General features: G+C 34.2%; 17 protein-coding genes. 10 read left to right on the top strand and 7 right to left on the bottom strand.

Annotation, left to right across the window (positions count from 1 at the left end):
• Window positions 1-26: 26 nt before the first annotated feature.
• The 9 genes from ABEB31_RS21200 (at window position 27) to ABEB31_RS21160 (ending at window position 8,906) form a co-directional block, all read left to right on the top strand.
• The gene (locus ABEB31_RS21200) at window positions 27-368 is read left to right on the top strand and encodes a DUF2853 family protein (protein WP_347053663.1); all 342 of its coding nucleotides are present in this window, start codon (window positions 27-29) and stop codon (window positions 366-368) included.
• Between the two features lie 168 nt (window positions 369-536).
• A complete protein-coding gene (locus ABEB31_RS21195) occupies window positions 537-1,394 on the top strand; it encodes a CvfB family protein (protein ID WP_347053662.1) in 858 nt (285 codons plus the stop codon).
• 763 nt (window positions 1,395-2,157) lie between these two features.
• On the top strand, window positions 2,158-2,991 hold the full coding sequence (locus ABEB31_RS21190; RefSeq protein WP_035681238.1) for a 1,4-dihydroxy-2-naphthoyl-CoA synthase: 834 nt from the start codon (window positions 2,158-2,160) through the stop codon (window positions 2,989-2,991).
• Window positions 2,992-3,090: 99 nt separating this feature from the next.
• A complete protein-coding gene (gene menA, locus ABEB31_RS21185) occupies window positions 3,091-4,053 on the top strand; it encodes a 1,4-dihydroxy-2-naphthoate octaprenyltransferase (protein ID WP_347053661.1) in 963 nt (320 codons plus the stop codon).
• 31 nt (window positions 4,054-4,084) lie between these two features.
• Entirely contained in the window at window positions 4,085-4,762 is a 678-nt protein-coding gene (locus ABEB31_RS21180) for a metal-dependent hydrolase (RefSeq protein WP_347053660.1), read from the top strand.
• A 277-nt stretch (window positions 4,763-5,039) separates the two neighbouring features.
• Window positions 5,040-6,272: a tetratricopeptide repeat protein gene (locus tag ABEB31_RS21175; RefSeq protein ID WP_347053659.1), complete on the top strand. Its 1,233-nt coding sequence runs from the start codon at window positions 5,040-5,042 to the stop codon at window positions 6,270-6,272.
• Between the two features lie 9 nt (window positions 6,273-6,281).
• On the top strand, window positions 6,282-7,328 hold the full coding sequence (locus ABEB31_RS21170; RefSeq protein WP_347053658.1) for an o-succinylbenzoate synthase: 1,047 nt from the start codon (window positions 6,282-6,284) through the stop codon (window positions 7,326-7,328).
• A 134-nt stretch (window positions 7,329-7,462) separates the two neighbouring features.
• Entirely contained in the window at window positions 7,463-7,936 is a 474-nt protein-coding gene (locus ABEB31_RS21165) for a CYTH domain-containing protein (protein WP_347053657.1), read from the top strand.
• A 1-nt stretch (window position 7,937) separates the two neighbouring features.
• Window positions 7,938-8,906, top strand: coding sequence for a YpdA family putative bacillithiol disulfide reductase (locus ABEB31_RS21160; protein ID WP_347053656.1), 969 nt, complete (start codon window positions 7,938-7,940; stop codon window positions 8,904-8,906).
• A 111-nt stretch (window positions 8,907-9,017) separates the two neighbouring features.
• Here ABEB31_RS21160 and ABEB31_RS21155 read toward each other — a convergent pair whose 3' ends face one another.
• Window positions 9,018-10,586 carry a protein adenylyltransferase SelO gene (locus ABEB31_RS21155; protein ID WP_347053655.1) on the bottom strand — a complete coding sequence of 523 codons (1,569 nt, stop codon included), beginning with the start codon at window positions 10,584-10,586 and terminating at the stop codon, window positions 9,018-9,020.
• A gap of 74 nt (window positions 10,587-10,660) precedes the next feature.
• A complete protein-coding gene (msrA, locus tag ABEB31_RS21150) occupies window positions 10,661-11,203 on the bottom strand; it encodes a peptide-methionine (S)-S-oxide reductase MsrA (RefSeq protein WP_347053654.1) in 543 nt (180 codons plus the stop codon).
• 185 nt (window positions 11,204-11,388) lie between these two features.
• On the opposite strand from msrA, the gene ABEB31_RS21145 reads away from it, so the two are divergent.
• On the top strand, window positions 11,389-12,876 hold the full coding sequence (locus ABEB31_RS21145) for an aminotransferase class V-fold PLP-dependent enzyme (protein ID WP_347053653.1): 1,488 nt from the start codon (window positions 11,389-11,391) through the stop codon (window positions 12,874-12,876).
• A 44-nt stretch (window positions 12,877-12,920) separates the two neighbouring features.
• Here ABEB31_RS21145 and ABEB31_RS21140 read toward each other — a convergent pair whose 3' ends face one another.
• The 5 genes from ABEB31_RS21140 to ABEB31_RS21120 are packed head-to-tail and all read right to left on the bottom strand — an operon-like array spanning window position 12,921 to window position 15,806.
• Complete coding sequence (locus ABEB31_RS21140) at window positions 12,921-13,391, bottom strand: nuclear transport factor 2 family protein (protein ID WP_347053652.1); 471 nt, start codon at window positions 13,389-13,391, stop codon at window positions 12,921-12,923.
• Between the two features lie 49 nt (window positions 13,392-13,440).
• Window positions 13,441-13,965 (bottom strand): hypothetical protein, encoded by a 525-nt coding sequence (locus tag ABEB31_RS21135; RefSeq protein ID WP_347053651.1) that lies wholly within the window; start codon window positions 13,963-13,965, stop codon window positions 13,441-13,443.
• Between the two features lie 11 nt (window positions 13,966-13,976).
• Window positions 13,977-14,453, bottom strand: coding sequence for a hypothetical protein (locus ABEB31_RS21130; RefSeq protein WP_347053727.1), 477 nt, complete (start codon window positions 14,451-14,453; stop codon window positions 13,977-13,979).
• A gap of 6 nt (window positions 14,454-14,459) precedes the next feature.
• Window positions 14,460-15,137: a peptidoglycan DD-metalloendopeptidase family protein gene (locus ABEB31_RS21125; protein WP_347053650.1), complete on the bottom strand. Its 678-nt coding sequence runs from the start codon at window positions 15,135-15,137 to the stop codon at window positions 14,460-14,462.
• A gap of 3 nt (window positions 15,138-15,140) precedes the next feature.
• The gene (locus tag ABEB31_RS21120) at window positions 15,141-15,806 is read right to left on the bottom strand and encodes a spermidine synthase (RefSeq protein ID WP_347053649.1); all 666 of its coding nucleotides are present in this window, start codon (window positions 15,804-15,806) and stop codon (window positions 15,141-15,143) included.
• Window positions 15,807-15,838 lie beyond the last annotated feature (32 nt).

The following is a 15,838-nucleotide window of genomic DNA, read 5'->3' as shown; positions in this document are numbered from 1 at the left end:
CAAATAATAACCATTAAATTTATTGTATGAGCAAGAGAGAAGAATTAATTACAAAGTACACGACCGATTTAAAGGAAAAATGCGGCGTTACTGCAAATGTAGATTTGTTGACTAAAGTTACTATTGCGTGTGGTCCTGCAATCTATAATGATGATGCATCGACGGTGGCTTCCTCACAACAGTCTGAATTAGATACGGTAAAAAACAATTTCTTAATTAAGAAATTAGGTTTAAAAGATGGTCCTGAGTTAACTGCCGGAATTGATGCCGTTATGGAAAAATATGGCAAGTCTAACAAACACAAATACAGAGCGGTAGTTTATTATTTACTGACCCTGCATTTTAAAAAAGAAAGTGTTTTTAAATAAACATTTTACTTTAAAAAAAGATTTCCCTTTGCATGCTTGTAAGGGGATTTTTTTGCTTTTAAGCATTATATTTATTTTGTTAAAATAATATTCTGAATACCATTCTCAAACTTTGTACCTTTGCATTTTAAAACTTAGTTGCTTTTGCAGCTCAGAAACTTATACAGAATGCTAGAAATAGGAAAATACAATACCCTAATTATATTACGTGATACCAAAGTAGGTTTGTTTTTAGGAGATCCCGAAAATGATCCCGAAGGAATTCACGATGTTTTACTTCCAAACAAATATGTGCCAAAAGAATTTGAAATTGGCGAAGAACTAATTGTTTTTGTTTATTTGGATCACGAACAACGCCCTGTGGCAACGACCTTGGTTCCCTATATTTTATTAAATGAATTTGCGCTTTTAAGAGTAAACTATATTAATAATGTTGGTGCTTTTATGGACTGGGGAATGGAAAAAGATATTCTTGTTCCGTTTAAGGAACAAGCCCGTCCGATGGAAAAAGGAAAACGTTATCTTGTTTATTTATACCTGGACAAACAGACCAATCGTCTGGTGGCGTCCAGTAAAACAAATCAGTTTTTAAATAACGACCAACTGACCGTAGAAAAAGGAGAAGAAGTCGATTTGATCGTTTCTCATATTACAGATATGGGAATCAATGTTATAATAAATGAACGCCATAAAGGCTTGTTGTACAAAGATGAAGTGTATGATGACGCGATCAGAACCGGTGACAGAATGCGCGGTTATATTAAAAATATTCGTCCTGACAATAAAATAGATGTGGCATTACAGGTGCAGGGATTTGAAAGTATTGAACCAAATGCCGAAATAATTCTGAACGAATTAAGAGCCAACAGAGGTTTCCTTCGTTTAAACGATAATTCTCATCCGGAAGATATTAAAACGGTGTTGAAAATGAGTAAAAAGTCATTTAAAAAAGCAATTGGAACTTTATACAAAGAAAAATTAATTGAAATTAAAGAGGACGGAATTTATCTGGTAAAAGAAAATTAAGAATTTTTCAACTTTTAAATCATAATCAGAATTGAGTATTTTTTTTTTTTCAAAAACTCTAAGTTATTATAACACAAAAGGCTGCCCATTTGGAGCAGCCTTTCGCTTTTTATTCTAGTTTTAAAAAAAATTGTAATTAAAAAAAAACAGAAATAAAATAATTCGAATCCATCTCAGGATAATAGCTTTATAAATTTTAGAGATCACCCCATTGACGGTTTGTCTTTTAAACAATCAATGTATTAATCTTTAGAAGCAAAACATTAAATTTCACGGCTAATCCATTGGTTTATAAATAACTTTTAGAAAGTATAATTAGTACTTTTTCCTTTTTCGTTATCCTTAATATACTAAATATATATACAATTCTAACATTTAACCTTAGGTGTTACTATTTTCGTTTTGCAGTTTCGACAAACACATAAATCATTTGCTCTTTTAATTGAGGTTTGTTACTTAAAACCCTAAAAAAATGAGCGACAAATTTTTTAAATTTTCTCAAAAAAATCATTTTTTAGGTTAATAAATCAGTGAAAGAAAATCAATCAGAAATCATCGAAATTAAATTGTATATCATTGATTTCTAGGGTGTAAAATTAATTATTATTTTTCGAAACTAATGTTAAAAAATGTTATTTTTTGTAAGTAAAACCTAAATGTTAACATTAGAAGTCATTTTAGTAAAAGACTTACGACAAATTGAGTAGGTAAAATAGTAAAAATGCTTTATTTTTACCGTATAATTATTTTAAATAAAATTGAAATGGATTGGATTACAGCCCGCGAATTTGAAGATATAACTTATAAAAAATGCAACGGAGTAGCAAGAATTGCTTTTAACAGGCCAAATGTAAGAAATGCATTCCGACCTAAAACTACCTCAGAATTATACCAGGCTTTTTATGATGCACAGGAAGATACTTCAATAGGAGTAGTATTGCTTTCTGCAGAAGGTCCGTCGACAAAAGACGGTGTATATTCTTTTTGCAGCGGGGGAGATCAAAATGCACGCGGTCATCAGGGCTATGTGGGTGAAGACGGACAACATCGTTTAAATATACTTGAAGTACAGCGTTTAATTCGCTTTATGCCAAAGGTAGTTATTGCAGTAGTTCCAGGCTGGGCAGTTGGAGGCGGACATAGTTTACACGTAGTTTGCGATATGACGCTTGCCAGTAAAGAACACGCAATTTTTAAACAAACCGATGCAGATGTAACCAGTTTTGACGGCGGTTACGGATCGGCATATCTGGCTAAAATGGTGGGGCAGAAAAAAGCACGCGAAATTTTCTTTCTGGGAAGAAACTATTCTGCTCAGGAAGCAATGGATATGGGAATGGTAAATGCTGTAATTCCGCATGATGAATTAGAAGATACTGCTTACGAATGGGCTCAGGAAATTCTTCAGAAATCTCCAACCTCTATAAAAATGCTGAAATTTGCAATGAACTTAACAGACGACGGTATGGTTGGTCAGCAGGTTTTTGCAGGAGAAGCAACACGTTTGGCATACATGACCGAAGAAGCTAAAGAAGGAAGAAATGCTTTCTTAGAAAAAAGAAAACCAAATTTCGGCGAGAATAAGTGGCTGCCGTAAATATTTTAGATTTCAGATTGTAGATTTTAGAATTTAAAATCTTAACCCAATCTGAATTACAATCTAAAATCTAAAATCAAAAATCTAAAATTAAATAGAATGAAACATTGGATTGAAGCCGCCAGATTGCGCACATTGCCTTTATCAGTTTCGGGAATTATTGTTGGAAGTATCTACGCCTTATCAAATCCCACTGAAACCATTAATACGCCAACGGAAGTTTTTAGCTGGAAAGTTTTTGGATTCGCACTTTTGACGACATTAGGTTTACAGGTTTTGTCGAATTTTGCAAACGATTACGGTGACGGAGTCAAAGGAACCGATAATGCAGACAGAGTAGGGCCGCTGCGTGCTATTCAGAGTGGTAATATTACGCCGCAAGCCATGAAAAAAGCTATAGTTATAACAGCGATTCTCACTTTATTATCTGCGGTAATCTTAATATATTTCGCTTTCGGACAAGATAATTTTGGCTATTCTATTTTCTTTCTTTTACTTGGAATTGCAGCTATTGCATCTGCAATCAAATATACCGTGGGGAACTCTGCTTACGGCTACAGGGGATTTGGAGATTTATTTGTTTTCGTTTTCTTTGGATTGGTAAGTACTTTAGGAGTAAACTTTCTATATGCGAAAGAAATTGATCCGCTTTTAATTCTTCCGGCAGTTGCAATTGGTTTGTTGAGTGTTGGTGTATTAAATCTGAATAATATGCGCGATCAGGAATCTGATAAAAAAGCAGGTAAAAATACGATTGTGGTACAAATGGGAGCTCAAAAAGCCAAGATCTACCACTTTACTTTAATTATCACCGCCATGCTTTGTGTAATTGTATTTGCTGTTTTAAGCGGTTACAAATTCGATCAATATCTTTTCTTATTGGCTTACATTCCGCTAATTAAACATTTAAATACTGTTTGTAAAAATCAGAATCCAAAACTTTTAGATCCGGAATTAAAAAAACTGGCTTTAAGCACCTTCTTACTTTCTTTATTGTTGACAATATGTATGATCTCGCTGATTTCAGACATAATCGTAAACTTGTTTTTAGGAGGAAGATAAAATTACAACATAAACTAAAAATCGTACCATCATGAAAATTACATATTACGGACACGCTTCATTAGCAATTGAAGTGGGAGGAAAAAATATTATTGTAGACCCGTTTATTACAGGAAATCCATTGGCTTCTGCAATTGACATCAAAACATTAAAAGCAGATTATATCTTACTTACACACGCACACAGTGATCACGTGTTGGATGTCGAAGATATTGCAAAAAATACAAATGCTGTTATTGTTTCTAATGCAGAAATTGCAACTTACTATGCGAAAAAAGGCTTCAACTCCCATCCAATGAATCATGGAGGAAGCTGGAAATTCGATTTCGGAAAAGTAAGATATGTAAATGCAATTCATTCAAGCAGTTTTCCTGACGGTTCTTACGGGGGAAATCCGGGAGGTTTTGTTATCGAAAGCGAGCATAAAAATATTTATATTGCGGGAGATACTGCGTTAACCTACGATATGAAATTAATTCCACTTCGTACAAAACTGGATTTGGCGATTCTTCCAATAGGTGATAATTTTACTATGGATGTTGAAGATGCCATCATCGCATCTGATTTTATTGAATGTGATAAAATTTTAGGCTATCACTTTGATACATTTGGCTATATCGAAATTAATCACGAAGAATCAATTCGTAAATTTTTCGACAAAGGAAAAGATTTAATGCTTTTACCAATTGGAGAATCAATAGAATTATAAGATCATTGTACTTTAATTTTAAAAGCATCCTGATTGAAGTTTGATATCATTCCCCGCTAAGTTTCAATCTTAAGCGAAATCGGATTGTGATCCTTAGTAAAGTCGGATTGTGATCTTAAGTGAAATCGAATTGTGATTCTGAGCGAAGTCCGCTTGTCATCCTGAGCGAAGTCGAAGGAAAACAAAAGGTGTGGACAGAGTACGCATTTCTGTTAGAAAGTTATTTGGCATAATCTATGTTATTGAATAAAAGTTTTAAATAAAATCATTTTAATCTGTGAAATCTGTAGCAACCCAGACATCACGTCTGACTTTCAAAAAAATAATTTTAGCCGCATTCATTACTGTCTCTTTCAACGCATTTGCGCAGAAAGATGGTTATTGGGACAAAGAACGAGCTACTACCAAAGAAATAATGGTTCCTGCACGTGACAGGATTTCTATTTCTACAGAAGATTTACCTGTCGGAACTACAGAAATCGTATACCGAATTACACTTTTAGACAAAAATCAGGAAATGGCCAACAGTCTGGTTTCTTTATTAAAAGCAATTCCGGATCCTACAGGCATTAGTCAGGGATCTGCGGGGGCAGTTTTTTTGATGTCAAAAATTTCAGGAGACGATCAATGTACCTATTCGATATTTACATCAAATGAAAATGCAAAAAAATATATTGCGGATGGTAAAATCGATAAAGCTTGTTATTCGCAGGCAGAACCGGTTAGCAAAGATGCTAAAAGATTATCTGTCAATAAATCATCTTGTTTAAAGGAAAATATCAGCACAATCTGGTTTGGCTTCGAAAGTAAAAACTGGCTATTGAGTCAGAAAGTAGTTCTGGAAGTGGTGCCCTGGGTTGACACGAAATTAAGCCGTGGATGGAATCAGGACAACAAAAATGAAATTATAAGTTTGTGTAAAACATCTACGATGGCACAAAAAATGGCCAATTCCGATGATTTTTGTGTTTGTATTTTAAATAAAATCATGAAACAATATCGTTATGATGAGTTTCAAAAATTATTAGCAGTTGAGAAAACCAAAGTGTACAAAGATTTTGGAAATGCCTGTTATAAAGATGCTGATATATCTAAAAATGTTTTCAATGATTTAAGAGCACAAACCGCCTGTTTAATCAAAGCTCAAAAATACAACGAGGCAATTCCGAAATTGAATACTATTGTCAACGAAGGAAAAGCGACCGCAATAGATTACAGTTCATTAGGTTATTGTTATATTTTGACAAAACAATATGCCAAAGCGCTAAAAGTATTGCAGGAAGGCGAAAAACTTGACGATACAGAGTTATTGGTAAAATTAAATCTGGCGCATACCTATTTGCTTAACAGTGATTACAGTGCAGCGAAAGCAATTTACAAAAAATATCAGACTCAAAACGTGACAGATAGTGTCAGCTGGATTGAAAAAACAAAACGTGATTTTGCTGTTTTTGAAAAAGCCGGACTTCCGTCTAAAGATTTTGAAAAAGTTTTAAAACTTTATAATTAATACCAAAGATTGAAAGCATCCTACCATAAATATTTACTGGAGTTTAAAAGACCATCCGGAACTTCACGGGGCATTATGACCGAAAAAGAAACCTGGTTTATTGTTCTGGAAGAAAACGGAAAAAAAGGTATTGGAGAGTGCGGAATATTACGTGGCTTAAGCGCAGACGATCGCGATGATTATGAAGCACAATTAAAGTGGACATGCGACAACATTAATTTAGGCGAAGCGGAACTCTGGAAGGCCTTATTGGAATTTCCATCTATCCAGTTTGGTGTAGAAATGGCTTTTTTATCGCTAAAAAGTCAAAATCCGTATGTTTTATTTCCTTCTGACTTTACCACAAACGTGCGCTCAATTGACATAAATGGTTTGGTCTGGATGGGCGAATCTGCCTTTATGAAACAGCAAATTGAAGATAAATTAGCGGAAGGCTTTAATTGTATAAAACTAAAAATTGGCGCAATTGATTTTGAAAAGGAATTAGAATTATTAGCCTTTATCCGCAGTCATTTTTCTCCTGAAGAAATTGAAATCAGGGTGGATGCAAACGGTGCTTTTTCATCAAAGGAAGCTTTAGATAAACTGAAACAACTCAATCAATTCCAGCTTCATAGTATAGAACAGCCAATTAAAAAAGGAAATATTTCTGACATGGCTTTGTTATGTGAACAAACGCCGTTTCCTATTGCTTTGGACGAAGAGCTTATTGGTGTCTTTTCATTTCAAGAAAAAGAAAAATTATTGCAAAAAATAAAGCCTCAGTACATTATTTTAAAACCAAGTTTTATCGGAGGCTTCCGTGGTACTCAGGAATGGATAACATTGGCTGACAAATATAACATTGGCTGGTGGATTACATCGGCGTTGGAAAGTAATATCGGACTCAATGCAATTGCGCAATGGACATTTTTGCAGAATTCTAAAATGCCTCAGGGTTTAGGTACCGGAGCATTATATACTAATAATATAGATTGCCCGCTCGAAGTTAAAAATGGACAATTGTGGTACGATACTTCAAAAGAGTGGCAATTGGATTTTTTAAACAGCTTTTAAATTCCTTTTTACTGCCTGGTTTTTAAACTCGCGAGATACCGAGATTAAAGTGTTTTTATTTATAAAATTGATTTTACAGATTAAGTGCTGGAATAAAAATGAGTAACTTGCAGTAAAATTAATTTACTTTTAAAATGGTCGAAATAGAAAGAAAATTTCTTGTCAAATCTGATGACTTCAAAAATCAGGCTTTTGCCCAAAATAAGATTGCTCAAGGGTATTTGAGCTCTGTACCTGAACGCACAGTGAGAGTTCGAATTAAAGGCAATAAAGGTTTTATCACTATAAAAGGTTTGAGTCAGGGCAAGGGTATGTCTCGTTTTGAATGGGAAAACGAAATTCCCGTTGATGAAGCGACTGAACTTTTGAAACTTTGTGAAAAAGGTAAAATCGAAAAAACGCGCTACGAAATAAAATCAGGAAATCATGTATATGAAGTCGACGAATTTTATGGCGACAACGAAGGTTTAGTAATGGCAGAAATCGAATTGAACAGCGAAGAGGAAACTTTTGAAAAACCGGAATGGCTGGGCGAGGAAGTAACAAATGACGAAAGATATTATAATGCCTACTTAAGTAAAAATCCTTTTAAAGACTGGCAAAAATAAAATGACAGAATTAATATATGACCTTATAATTGTGGGCGGAGGACCAATTGGTCTCGCCTGTTCAATTGAAGCCGAAAAGAAAAATCTCAACTATCTAATTATTGAAAAAGGGGCAATTGTCAATAGTATTTTCAATTATCCACTTTATATGACTTTTTTTTCTACAGCAGAAAGACTGGAAATTGGTGAAATTCCTTTTAATTGTTTAGCGCCAAAACCCGGACGTCAGGAAGCTTTGGAATACTATAGAAAAATTCATCGTTATTTTAAATTCAATATTAATTTATTTGAAAAAGTAATTGACGTCAACAAAAGTGATACCCTTTTTAAAATAGAAACAGACAAACAGAATTACGAATCTAAGAATGTTGTGATTGCAACCGGTTTCTACGATATTCCGGTTCAAATGAATATTTTAGGAGAAGATTTACCAAAAGTACGACACTATTATAAGGAAGCACACGAATATGCCTTCAGAAAAGTGCTTGTTGTAGGAGCAAATAATTCCTCTGTAGATGCCGCTTTGGAATGCTGGAGAAAAGGAGCCGATGTTACAATGGTGATTCGTAAAAACGAAATTAATGACCGTGTGAAATATTGGGTAAAACCTGATATTGAGAATCGTATTGCGGAAGGAAGTATTAAAGCGTATTTTGAATCGAATATTACTGAAATTCGCGAAGGTGAAGTCGAAATTGAAACACCAAATGGCAAAGTCGCAATAGAAAATGATTTTGTTTTAGCATTGACAGGTTACAAACCGGATTTGGATTTTCTGGAAAAAGTTGGAATTCAGCTTTCAAATGACGAATTAAAAATTCCGCAATACAATCCGGAAACAATGGAAACCAATGTCCAAGGCTTATTTTTAGCCGGTGTTGTTTGCGGCGGAATGCAGACTCACAAATGGTTTATTGAAAATTCAAGAATCCATGCCGTTATAATTGTTGATTATATATGTTCTAAATAAAAAAATATTCAGAAACCTAGTATTTTCATTAAACATTCGACTTCGCTCAGTACCAAAAATGGCTTTTTAGTATATCATTCTGAACGAAGTCGAAAACTTTTTAATGATTGATTAAGAACTGCAGGATAACATAGAGCAGCCTACTTTGGTTCTTGCCCAGTCTGGTCGTCTAGCAAACCATTTTTCAAATTCCGGCTGTTCATCATAAGGATTTTTTAAAAGCTGAAATAATTCATCAATTAAAGTATAATCCCCTTTATCTGCGGCATCGATCGCTAATTGTGACATATAATTTCTCAATACGTATTTTGGGTTAATTTTATTCATTTCCACAGTACGTTCCTGATCTGAGAATTCTTCAGGCTGAAGTCTTTTGAGGTATACTGAAAACCATTTTTGCCATACATCTAATGTGTTTTCCTTAATTTCTTCCGGAATATAAAAAGCAAATTCTACTTTTTTGATTGCATTTTCAACAGAGTCGTCTTTTTGGATATGGCTCAGATTTCTGAAAAATATTGTCATATCTGTTTCAGATAATCGTAAAATTTCTTCAAGACCCTGAATAATTTTATCGTCAGATTCTCTTGAAGTAAATAGTCCTAATTTACTTAAAAACATTGTTTTATAATCGTTATCAAAGTCAGTCATAAACGAATCTAAAATCTTTTCAAGAGGTTCTGCTTCATTAATCAGAGGATAAAGTGAATTGGCCAGTTGATACAAATTCCACTGTGCTACCTGAGGCTGATTTCCAAAGCGATATCTTCTGTTTTGACTGTCTGTAGTGTTAGGTGTCCAGTCAGGATCGTAATTTTCCAGCCAGCCGTAAGGTCCGTAATCTATTGTAATTCCGTGCACAGACATATTATCGGTATTCATAACTCCGTGCACAAAACCAACACGTTGCCAATGCAAAATCATTTCACGGGTAGTATCTGCGACTTTTTTAAAGAATTGCAAATATTGTTGTTTTGGCTCGCCCGCGATTTCAGGAAAATAATGCTGAATTGTATATTCTACAAACTGTTTAAGATTTTTAAGCTCATTTCGCGCTGTAAGCATTTCAAAACTTCCAAAACGGATGAAAGACGGGGCTACACGGCACACTATTGCACCTTTTTCATAAGCAGGATTTCCATTGTATAAAATATCCCTTAAAACCTGATCTCCTGAAAGAATAAGAGAAAGAGAGCGGGTAGTGGGAACACCGAGATGATACATCGCTTCGGCACATAAATACTCTCTAACAGAAGAGCGCAAAACAGCCAGACCATCTGCGGTTCTGGAATAAGGTGTTTTTCCTGCACCTTTTAATTGTAAAGTATAAAACTGATCGTTGTTTTCCACTTCAGTCAAATTAATTGCGCGGCCATCGCCCAATTGACCCGCCCAGTTTCCAAATTGATGTCCGGCATAACACATCGCAAAAGGACGTGTTTCAGAAAGAATTTCTTTCCCGGAAAAAACATTTACAAACTCTTCATTCTGAATTTCTTCTTTGGCAATTCCGACTAATTCTGCTACTTCTTCAGAAGCGTGAATTAACTCAGGATTTGCAGGTTGTGTTGGATTTACATACGAAAACAAGGTATTCTTAACCTGACGGATCTCGTTTGTCGGGTCAGGGTCTGCGGGTAATTCAGCAGTAAATCGATTTTTTATTTTTAGATTTTTCATTTGTTTTTTCTTTTGATTTTTTGATACTTGGTTTTTAGTCAACTTAGAATTATGACTATACTACTAAGAATTAACTACTTTGGACTAAGAACTAACTTATCAGCATACATTTTTTTAAGCTTCTGGATTTTCGGATCAATAACAAGCTGGCAATATTGAGCATCCTGATTTTGATTGTAATAATTTTGATGATCATCTTCGGCTGTGTAAAAAACCTGAAATGCTCTCAATTGCGTAACAATCGGATCTTCAAAGGCAGGCTGAACTTCTTTAAACACTTTTTCTGCAATTTTTCTCTGTTCCTCATTGTGATACAAAATGACAGATCGATATTGAGTTCCTTTGTCACCGCCCTGACGGTTTAGAGTTGTCGGATCATGACTTGTCATGAATATAAAAATTAAGTCGTGATATGAAATTATGTCAGGGTTAAAGGCAACCTGAATCACTTCTGCATGTCCGGTCCTGCCAGTACAGACTTCGCGATAAGGCGGATTTTTAATAAATCCGTCTGAGAAACCTGATTTAACTGATTCTACACCTTTCAAACGCTGAATTACAGCTTCTATACACCAAAAACATCCGCCACCAAAAGTAGCAACTGATACATTATCCATATATTATATTTCCATTGATAGTTTAATGCCTATTAATCCGATAGAATATTATGATAATTTATTAATAAAAAGTTCTTTTTAACTAAAGATACTAAACGGTATTGTAATGTTTGAAGTTTACTATTGATAAATTCGCAATTTTATAAAAAAGCGATATATTTGCAGTCAAACACAAGGCACAACTAATGAATAGCAAAAATAGTACCATCACACTGGAAACTTATTTTCAGGAATTTAGACAGCATATTGTCGGTATCAATCAGGAATTTACATCACCTTATGGCAGAAAATCAATTGTTTACACGGACTGGACTGCCAGCGGAAGATTATACCGCCCGATAGAAGAAAAACTGCTGAATCAATTTGGACCTTTTGTTGCGAATACACATACTGAAACAACGGTTTCCGGTACTGCAATGACCAAGGCATATCATCATGCAAGACATATAATTAAGCGTCATGCCAATGCCAATAGTGACGACGTCTTGATTACTGATGGTACAGGAATGACAGGCGTTATTAATAAATTTCAAAGAATTTTAGGACTGAAAATTCCTGAAAACCTTAAAAATTTCACGAATATTCCCGCAGAGAAAAAACCAATCGTTTTTATTTCTCATATGGAGCACCACTCTAATCAAACCTCGTGGCTGGAAACTATTGCAGATGTCGAAATAATTCCGTCTTGTGAAAAAGGACTTTTTAATGTTGAAAATCTCGAGATATTATTGCAGAAATATAACGACAGAACAATTAAAATTGCCTCTGTTACAGCGTGTTCCAATGTTACCGGATTGAGAACTCCATATCATGAAGCCGCAAAATTAATGCATCAGTATAATGGGGTTTGCTTTGTGGATTTTGCCTGTTCCGGACCTTATGTAGAAGTTGACATGCATCCTGCAGATCCGGAATCGTATCTGGATGCTGTTTTTATGTCTCCGCATAAATTTCTGGGAGGTCCAGGCACCTCGGGAGTTTTAATTTTTAATAAAAAGTTATACAAAAATATGATTCCGGATTGTCCTGGCGGAGGAACGGTGAGCTGGACCAATCCATGGGGAGAGCATAAGTACATCGATAATATCGAAGATAGGGAAGATGGCGGAACTCCGGGTTTTCTTCAGGTTATTAAGACTGCATTGGCCATTGAACTGAAGGAAGAAATGGGAATCGAAAACATGATGCAGCGCGAGCATGAAATCGTGGACTATGTTTTTAGCGAATTGGAGCCGGTTGAAAATATTAAAATTCTGGCAGGACAACACAAAGATCGTCTTGGCGTAATTTCTTTTTTTATTGATGATCTTCATTTTAATCTCGGAGTTAAAATTTTAAACGATCGTTTTGGAATTCAGACCAGAGGAGGATGCAGCTGCGCAGGTACTTACGGTCATTATTTATTACATGTAGATCAGGAAACTTCTAATAAACTGGTAAACGAAATTACAATTGGCGATCTGATTAAAAAGCCAGGATGGATTAGAATGTCAATTCACCCGACAACTACAGATGCAGAAATTGCTTTTGTTTGTACTAGCATAAAAGAACTGGCTAAAAATCATAAAGAATGGGCTTTGGATTATTCTTATGATAAGGAAAGAAATGAATTTATTCATAAAAATGCTACTTCCTTTGAAGACGAATTGGTAGAAAGCTGGTTTAAATCTTAAAAATAAAAAATCCATTACGTTGTGCAATGGATTTGAAGAGATATTTATTTAGTTTTCTGAAATTTATCTAATGAAGACAAAGCTTGCTTTTGTACTTTTTTCTGAAAGAAACCTGTCCAGCCAAGTAGATAACCAACTGTGCCAAAAGCTTGTTTAGACCATTTCCATACATCAAAATTATCTGTATGTTTGATAATTAGACCATCTTGAAAAACAAATTGGGCGCCAATTTTATTAATAACTTTTCTATTGGTTTTACTAAAATTATAAGTGGCGATCCAGTTTGCAGAACCGGTGGAATCATCTGCTTTTACATATGAAAACTCGATTCTTAACTTGCCTTTGCTTTTTATAAGAAGCATTTCCCACATTTTAGAAACCTGTTCTCCTTTTAGTAAACCAAATGCGGGATCAATAAAATGAATTTTAGGATGATAACATTCACTCATTGTTTTTGCATCTGCATTTGCAAAAGCAGTATAAAATTTAGTAATTAAAGCTTCGTTAGCATTCATAAAAAAGAAATTAAGCTATAAATGTAAGATTAATTAAATAAAAAAGATATTATAAGGCACTAATTTCTTTGGCCGTATCGTATGATTTTTTGGTTTTATCGAATGCTGTCGAAAAGTAATTCATTTTATTATGTGCCGTAAAATGTCCGGTTTGATTTCCAAATGCATCCGGGCCGCCGACAATTATAAACCGAACAGCGTAGATGTCATTTTTTTTAAGCTTTAGCCATTCTGCCGGTGTAAAATAATAATAAGACGTTGTTTTTCCGTCTGAAGATTCTTTTACGTTTTTATCTGTGCACGCTATAACATCTGCATTGGCGAGATCTACATATACGCCGCCCGCAATTCTGGCTTTATCATTTGAAGTAGAAACCGTTAATTTTAAAAGACCTCCTTTTTCTGTTTTTGCTATCTGAACTTTAATCTCGCCTGTAAAAGCATATTTTTCGCAGATAAAAGTATATTCCTGCGTCGCCGGGTAAGAAGCTGAACCTTTCACGGTTATAGTCTGCTGTGCAGAAGCAAAAGTTGAAATAAGAAATAAAAAAATAAGCGGTACTTTAAAATTCATAATTTAAATGTTTATTGATCGGCTAATTTGGCATCAAATTTATCATCCCAATCCATTGATTTTATTGCAGAAACAAGATTCTCATCATTTACAAAAATGCGTAATTCTTTGTTGGCTACTTTTTTGGAATACATGGCGTGGTAACGATAAATAACTTCATTTTTAGTTTTGTATACTCCGTCTAATTTTAGGTCGATAAAACTTCCGTAGTATTGTCTAAATCTCTGGCAGGTTTTGGTTAAACGCTCTTCGGTCGTATTATCCATAACCGACTTAGTTACTTCTGTTTCGTTAAAAGGTTTAAATTTAGACGTATTGCAAGTTTCCAAAACGCGTTTTCCTAAATCATACGCTTTTCGCTCCTGATTTGCATTTACATCGGCTCCGGTAACTTTTTTAATTTTTAAATCTTCTGTATCTCTGCTTACTGTTTTCGATTTACATCCAATTAGTAACAACAAACATATAATCAATCCTGCTTTCTTCATAATCATTTAAGTTATTTTTAATAATAAGTTAGGATCGGGACAATTTTCAATATAAAAATTCAGGTCTTTTGTATTGCAAACACCAGGATAATCTCCCCAGTAATCTTCTATTTTATGAATAATCTGAAAATGCACATGAGGTGCATAATCTCCATTTACCGAGGCTTTTCCGAGGGTAGCAATTTTATCTCCTTGTTTAAAATGGTCTCCGATATTTAAATTTTCTATACTTTCTAACGATAAATGTCCGTATAAAGTATAAAATTTTTCATTTTCAACTTCATGTTCTAATATAATGGTAGGACCATAGTCTCCTAATCCTTCATTATTTTTAAAACTGTGAATTTTTCCGTCCAACGCAGCCAGAACAGCGGTTCCGGCTTCTGCCCATAAGTCTAATCCGATATGGATATTACGTTCCGGTTTTGAATTGTTAAAAAAAATCGGACTTCTTTGGTATAAATATCGTCCTTCAATATATCCGCCAAAAGCTACTTTTGCATTTTTCTCTTTTAAATATTTAATAATGTATTTTTCAAAATCTTCAGAATTATCCAGATTTGCATTTTTTAAATCCAGATTTGAAACAGACAAGTTAAGAGGCGTATACTCCGAAAAATCGATGGCAGCATCAATAACTTTAGTAGGTGGTAAAGCGTTTAAAATAGAGGTTAGGGGTTTCATAAATTAAGCAACTTTGTTTATAATTATTAATTCATTATGTACTTCAATGCGGGGCAGCATTTTGGTTTTGAATATTTTAGGATCTACTTCGGCAATATATTTTTTATTACGAACATTGTGTGCCTCGTCTAAAATCATGGTATTAAACAAAACAAATCCGTTTTCTTTTAAAATAGCACAAATCCGGTCTGTAAAAAACTTTTCAAACAAAAAATTAGGCATGTTAGTATCCTCAAATATATCGATTATAATAAGATCGTATTTTTCTTTTGTTTTTAAAACAAACTCAAATGCATCGTCAATTACAACGTTTAGTTGCTCAATCTGATGGAGATTAAAATATTGATTGGCTATCTGAATCATTTCAGGATCAATTTCTACTCCCGTAATTTTTCCTTTGTATTCAATTTCGTTTACCAAAGTCTTTACAACACTTCCGCCGGCCACTCCAAGTAAGAGAATATGATCCATTTTCAGAATTTTATCATAACCAATATTTCGAAGTCCATACCTTAATATTCGCTGTAGACTTCCGTACGAATAATTCGTATTTTCAGTATCTAAAACCAACTCTCCGTTTGCCCACGTAACTTCAATCATTTTACTTCGGGCAGATTTTTTTTTATATATTTTGACTGGTAAAATATAACTGAAAAATTTTCGAATCATTTTGAATGCTTTTACTCAAATTTAGCATTTAA

The sequence above is a fragment of the Flavobacterium olei genome (genome assembly GCF_039749035.1).
GTDB lineage: Bacteria > Bacteroidota > Bacteroidia > Flavobacteriales > Flavobacteriaceae > Flavobacterium > Flavobacterium olei.
This window is presented reverse-complemented; position numbering and strand designations above follow the sequence as displayed.

Excerpts from the sequence above, each read along its gene's own strand:
- ABEB31_RS21200 (WP_347053663.1), top strand. The coding sequence starts at position 27 with ATGAGCAAGAGAGAAGAATTAATTACAAAGTACACGACCGATTTAAAG.
- ABEB31_RS21195 (WP_347053662.1), top strand. The coding sequence starts at position 537 with ATGCTAGAAATAGGAAAATACAATACCCTAATTATATTACGTGATACC.
- ABEB31_RS21190 (WP_035681238.1), top strand. The coding sequence starts at position 2,158 with ATGGATTGGATTACAGCCCGCGAATTTGAAGATATAACTTATAAAAAA.
- menA (WP_347053661.1), top strand. The coding sequence starts at position 3,091 with ATGAAACATTGGATTGAAGCCGCCAGATTGCGCACATTGCCTTTATCA.
- ABEB31_RS21180 (WP_347053660.1), top strand. The coding sequence starts at position 4,085 with ATGAAAATTACATATTACGGACACGCTTCATTAGCAATTGAAGTGGGA.
- ABEB31_RS21165 (WP_347053657.1), top strand. The coding sequence starts at position 7,463 with ATGGTCGAAATAGAAAGAAAATTTCTTGTCAAATCTGATGACTTCAAA.
- ABEB31_RS21160 (WP_347053656.1), top strand. The coding sequence starts at position 7,938 with ATGACAGAATTAATATATGACCTTATAATTGTGGGCGGAGGACCAATT.
- ABEB31_RS21155 (WP_347053655.1), bottom strand. The coding sequence starts at position 10,586 with ATGAAAAATCTAAAAATAAAAAATCGATTTACTGCTGAATTACCCGCA.
- msrA (WP_347053654.1), bottom strand. The coding sequence starts at position 11,203 with ATGGATAATGTATCAGTTGCTACTTTTGGTGGCGGATGTTTTTGGTGT.
- ABEB31_RS21145 (WP_347053653.1), top strand. The coding sequence starts at position 11,389 with ATGAATAGCAAAAATAGTACCATCACACTGGAAACTTATTTTCAGGAA.
- ABEB31_RS21140 (WP_347053652.1), bottom strand. The coding sequence starts at position 13,391 with ATGAATGCTAACGAAGCTTTAATTACTAAATTTTATACTGCTTTTGCA.
- ABEB31_RS21135 (WP_347053651.1), bottom strand. The coding sequence starts at position 13,965 with ATGAATTTTAAAGTACCGCTTATTTTTTTATTTCTTATTTCAACTTTT.
- ABEB31_RS21130 (WP_347053727.1), bottom strand. The coding sequence starts at position 14,453 with ATGAAGAAAGCAGGATTGATTATATGTTTGTTGTTACTAATTGGATGT.
- ABEB31_RS21125 (WP_347053650.1), bottom strand. The coding sequence starts at position 15,137 with ATGAAACCCCTAACCTCTATTTTAAACGCTTTACCACCTACTAAAGTT.
- ABEB31_RS21120 (WP_347053649.1), bottom strand. The coding sequence starts at position 15,806 with ATGATTCGAAAATTTTTCAGTTATATTTTACCAGTCAAAATATATAAA.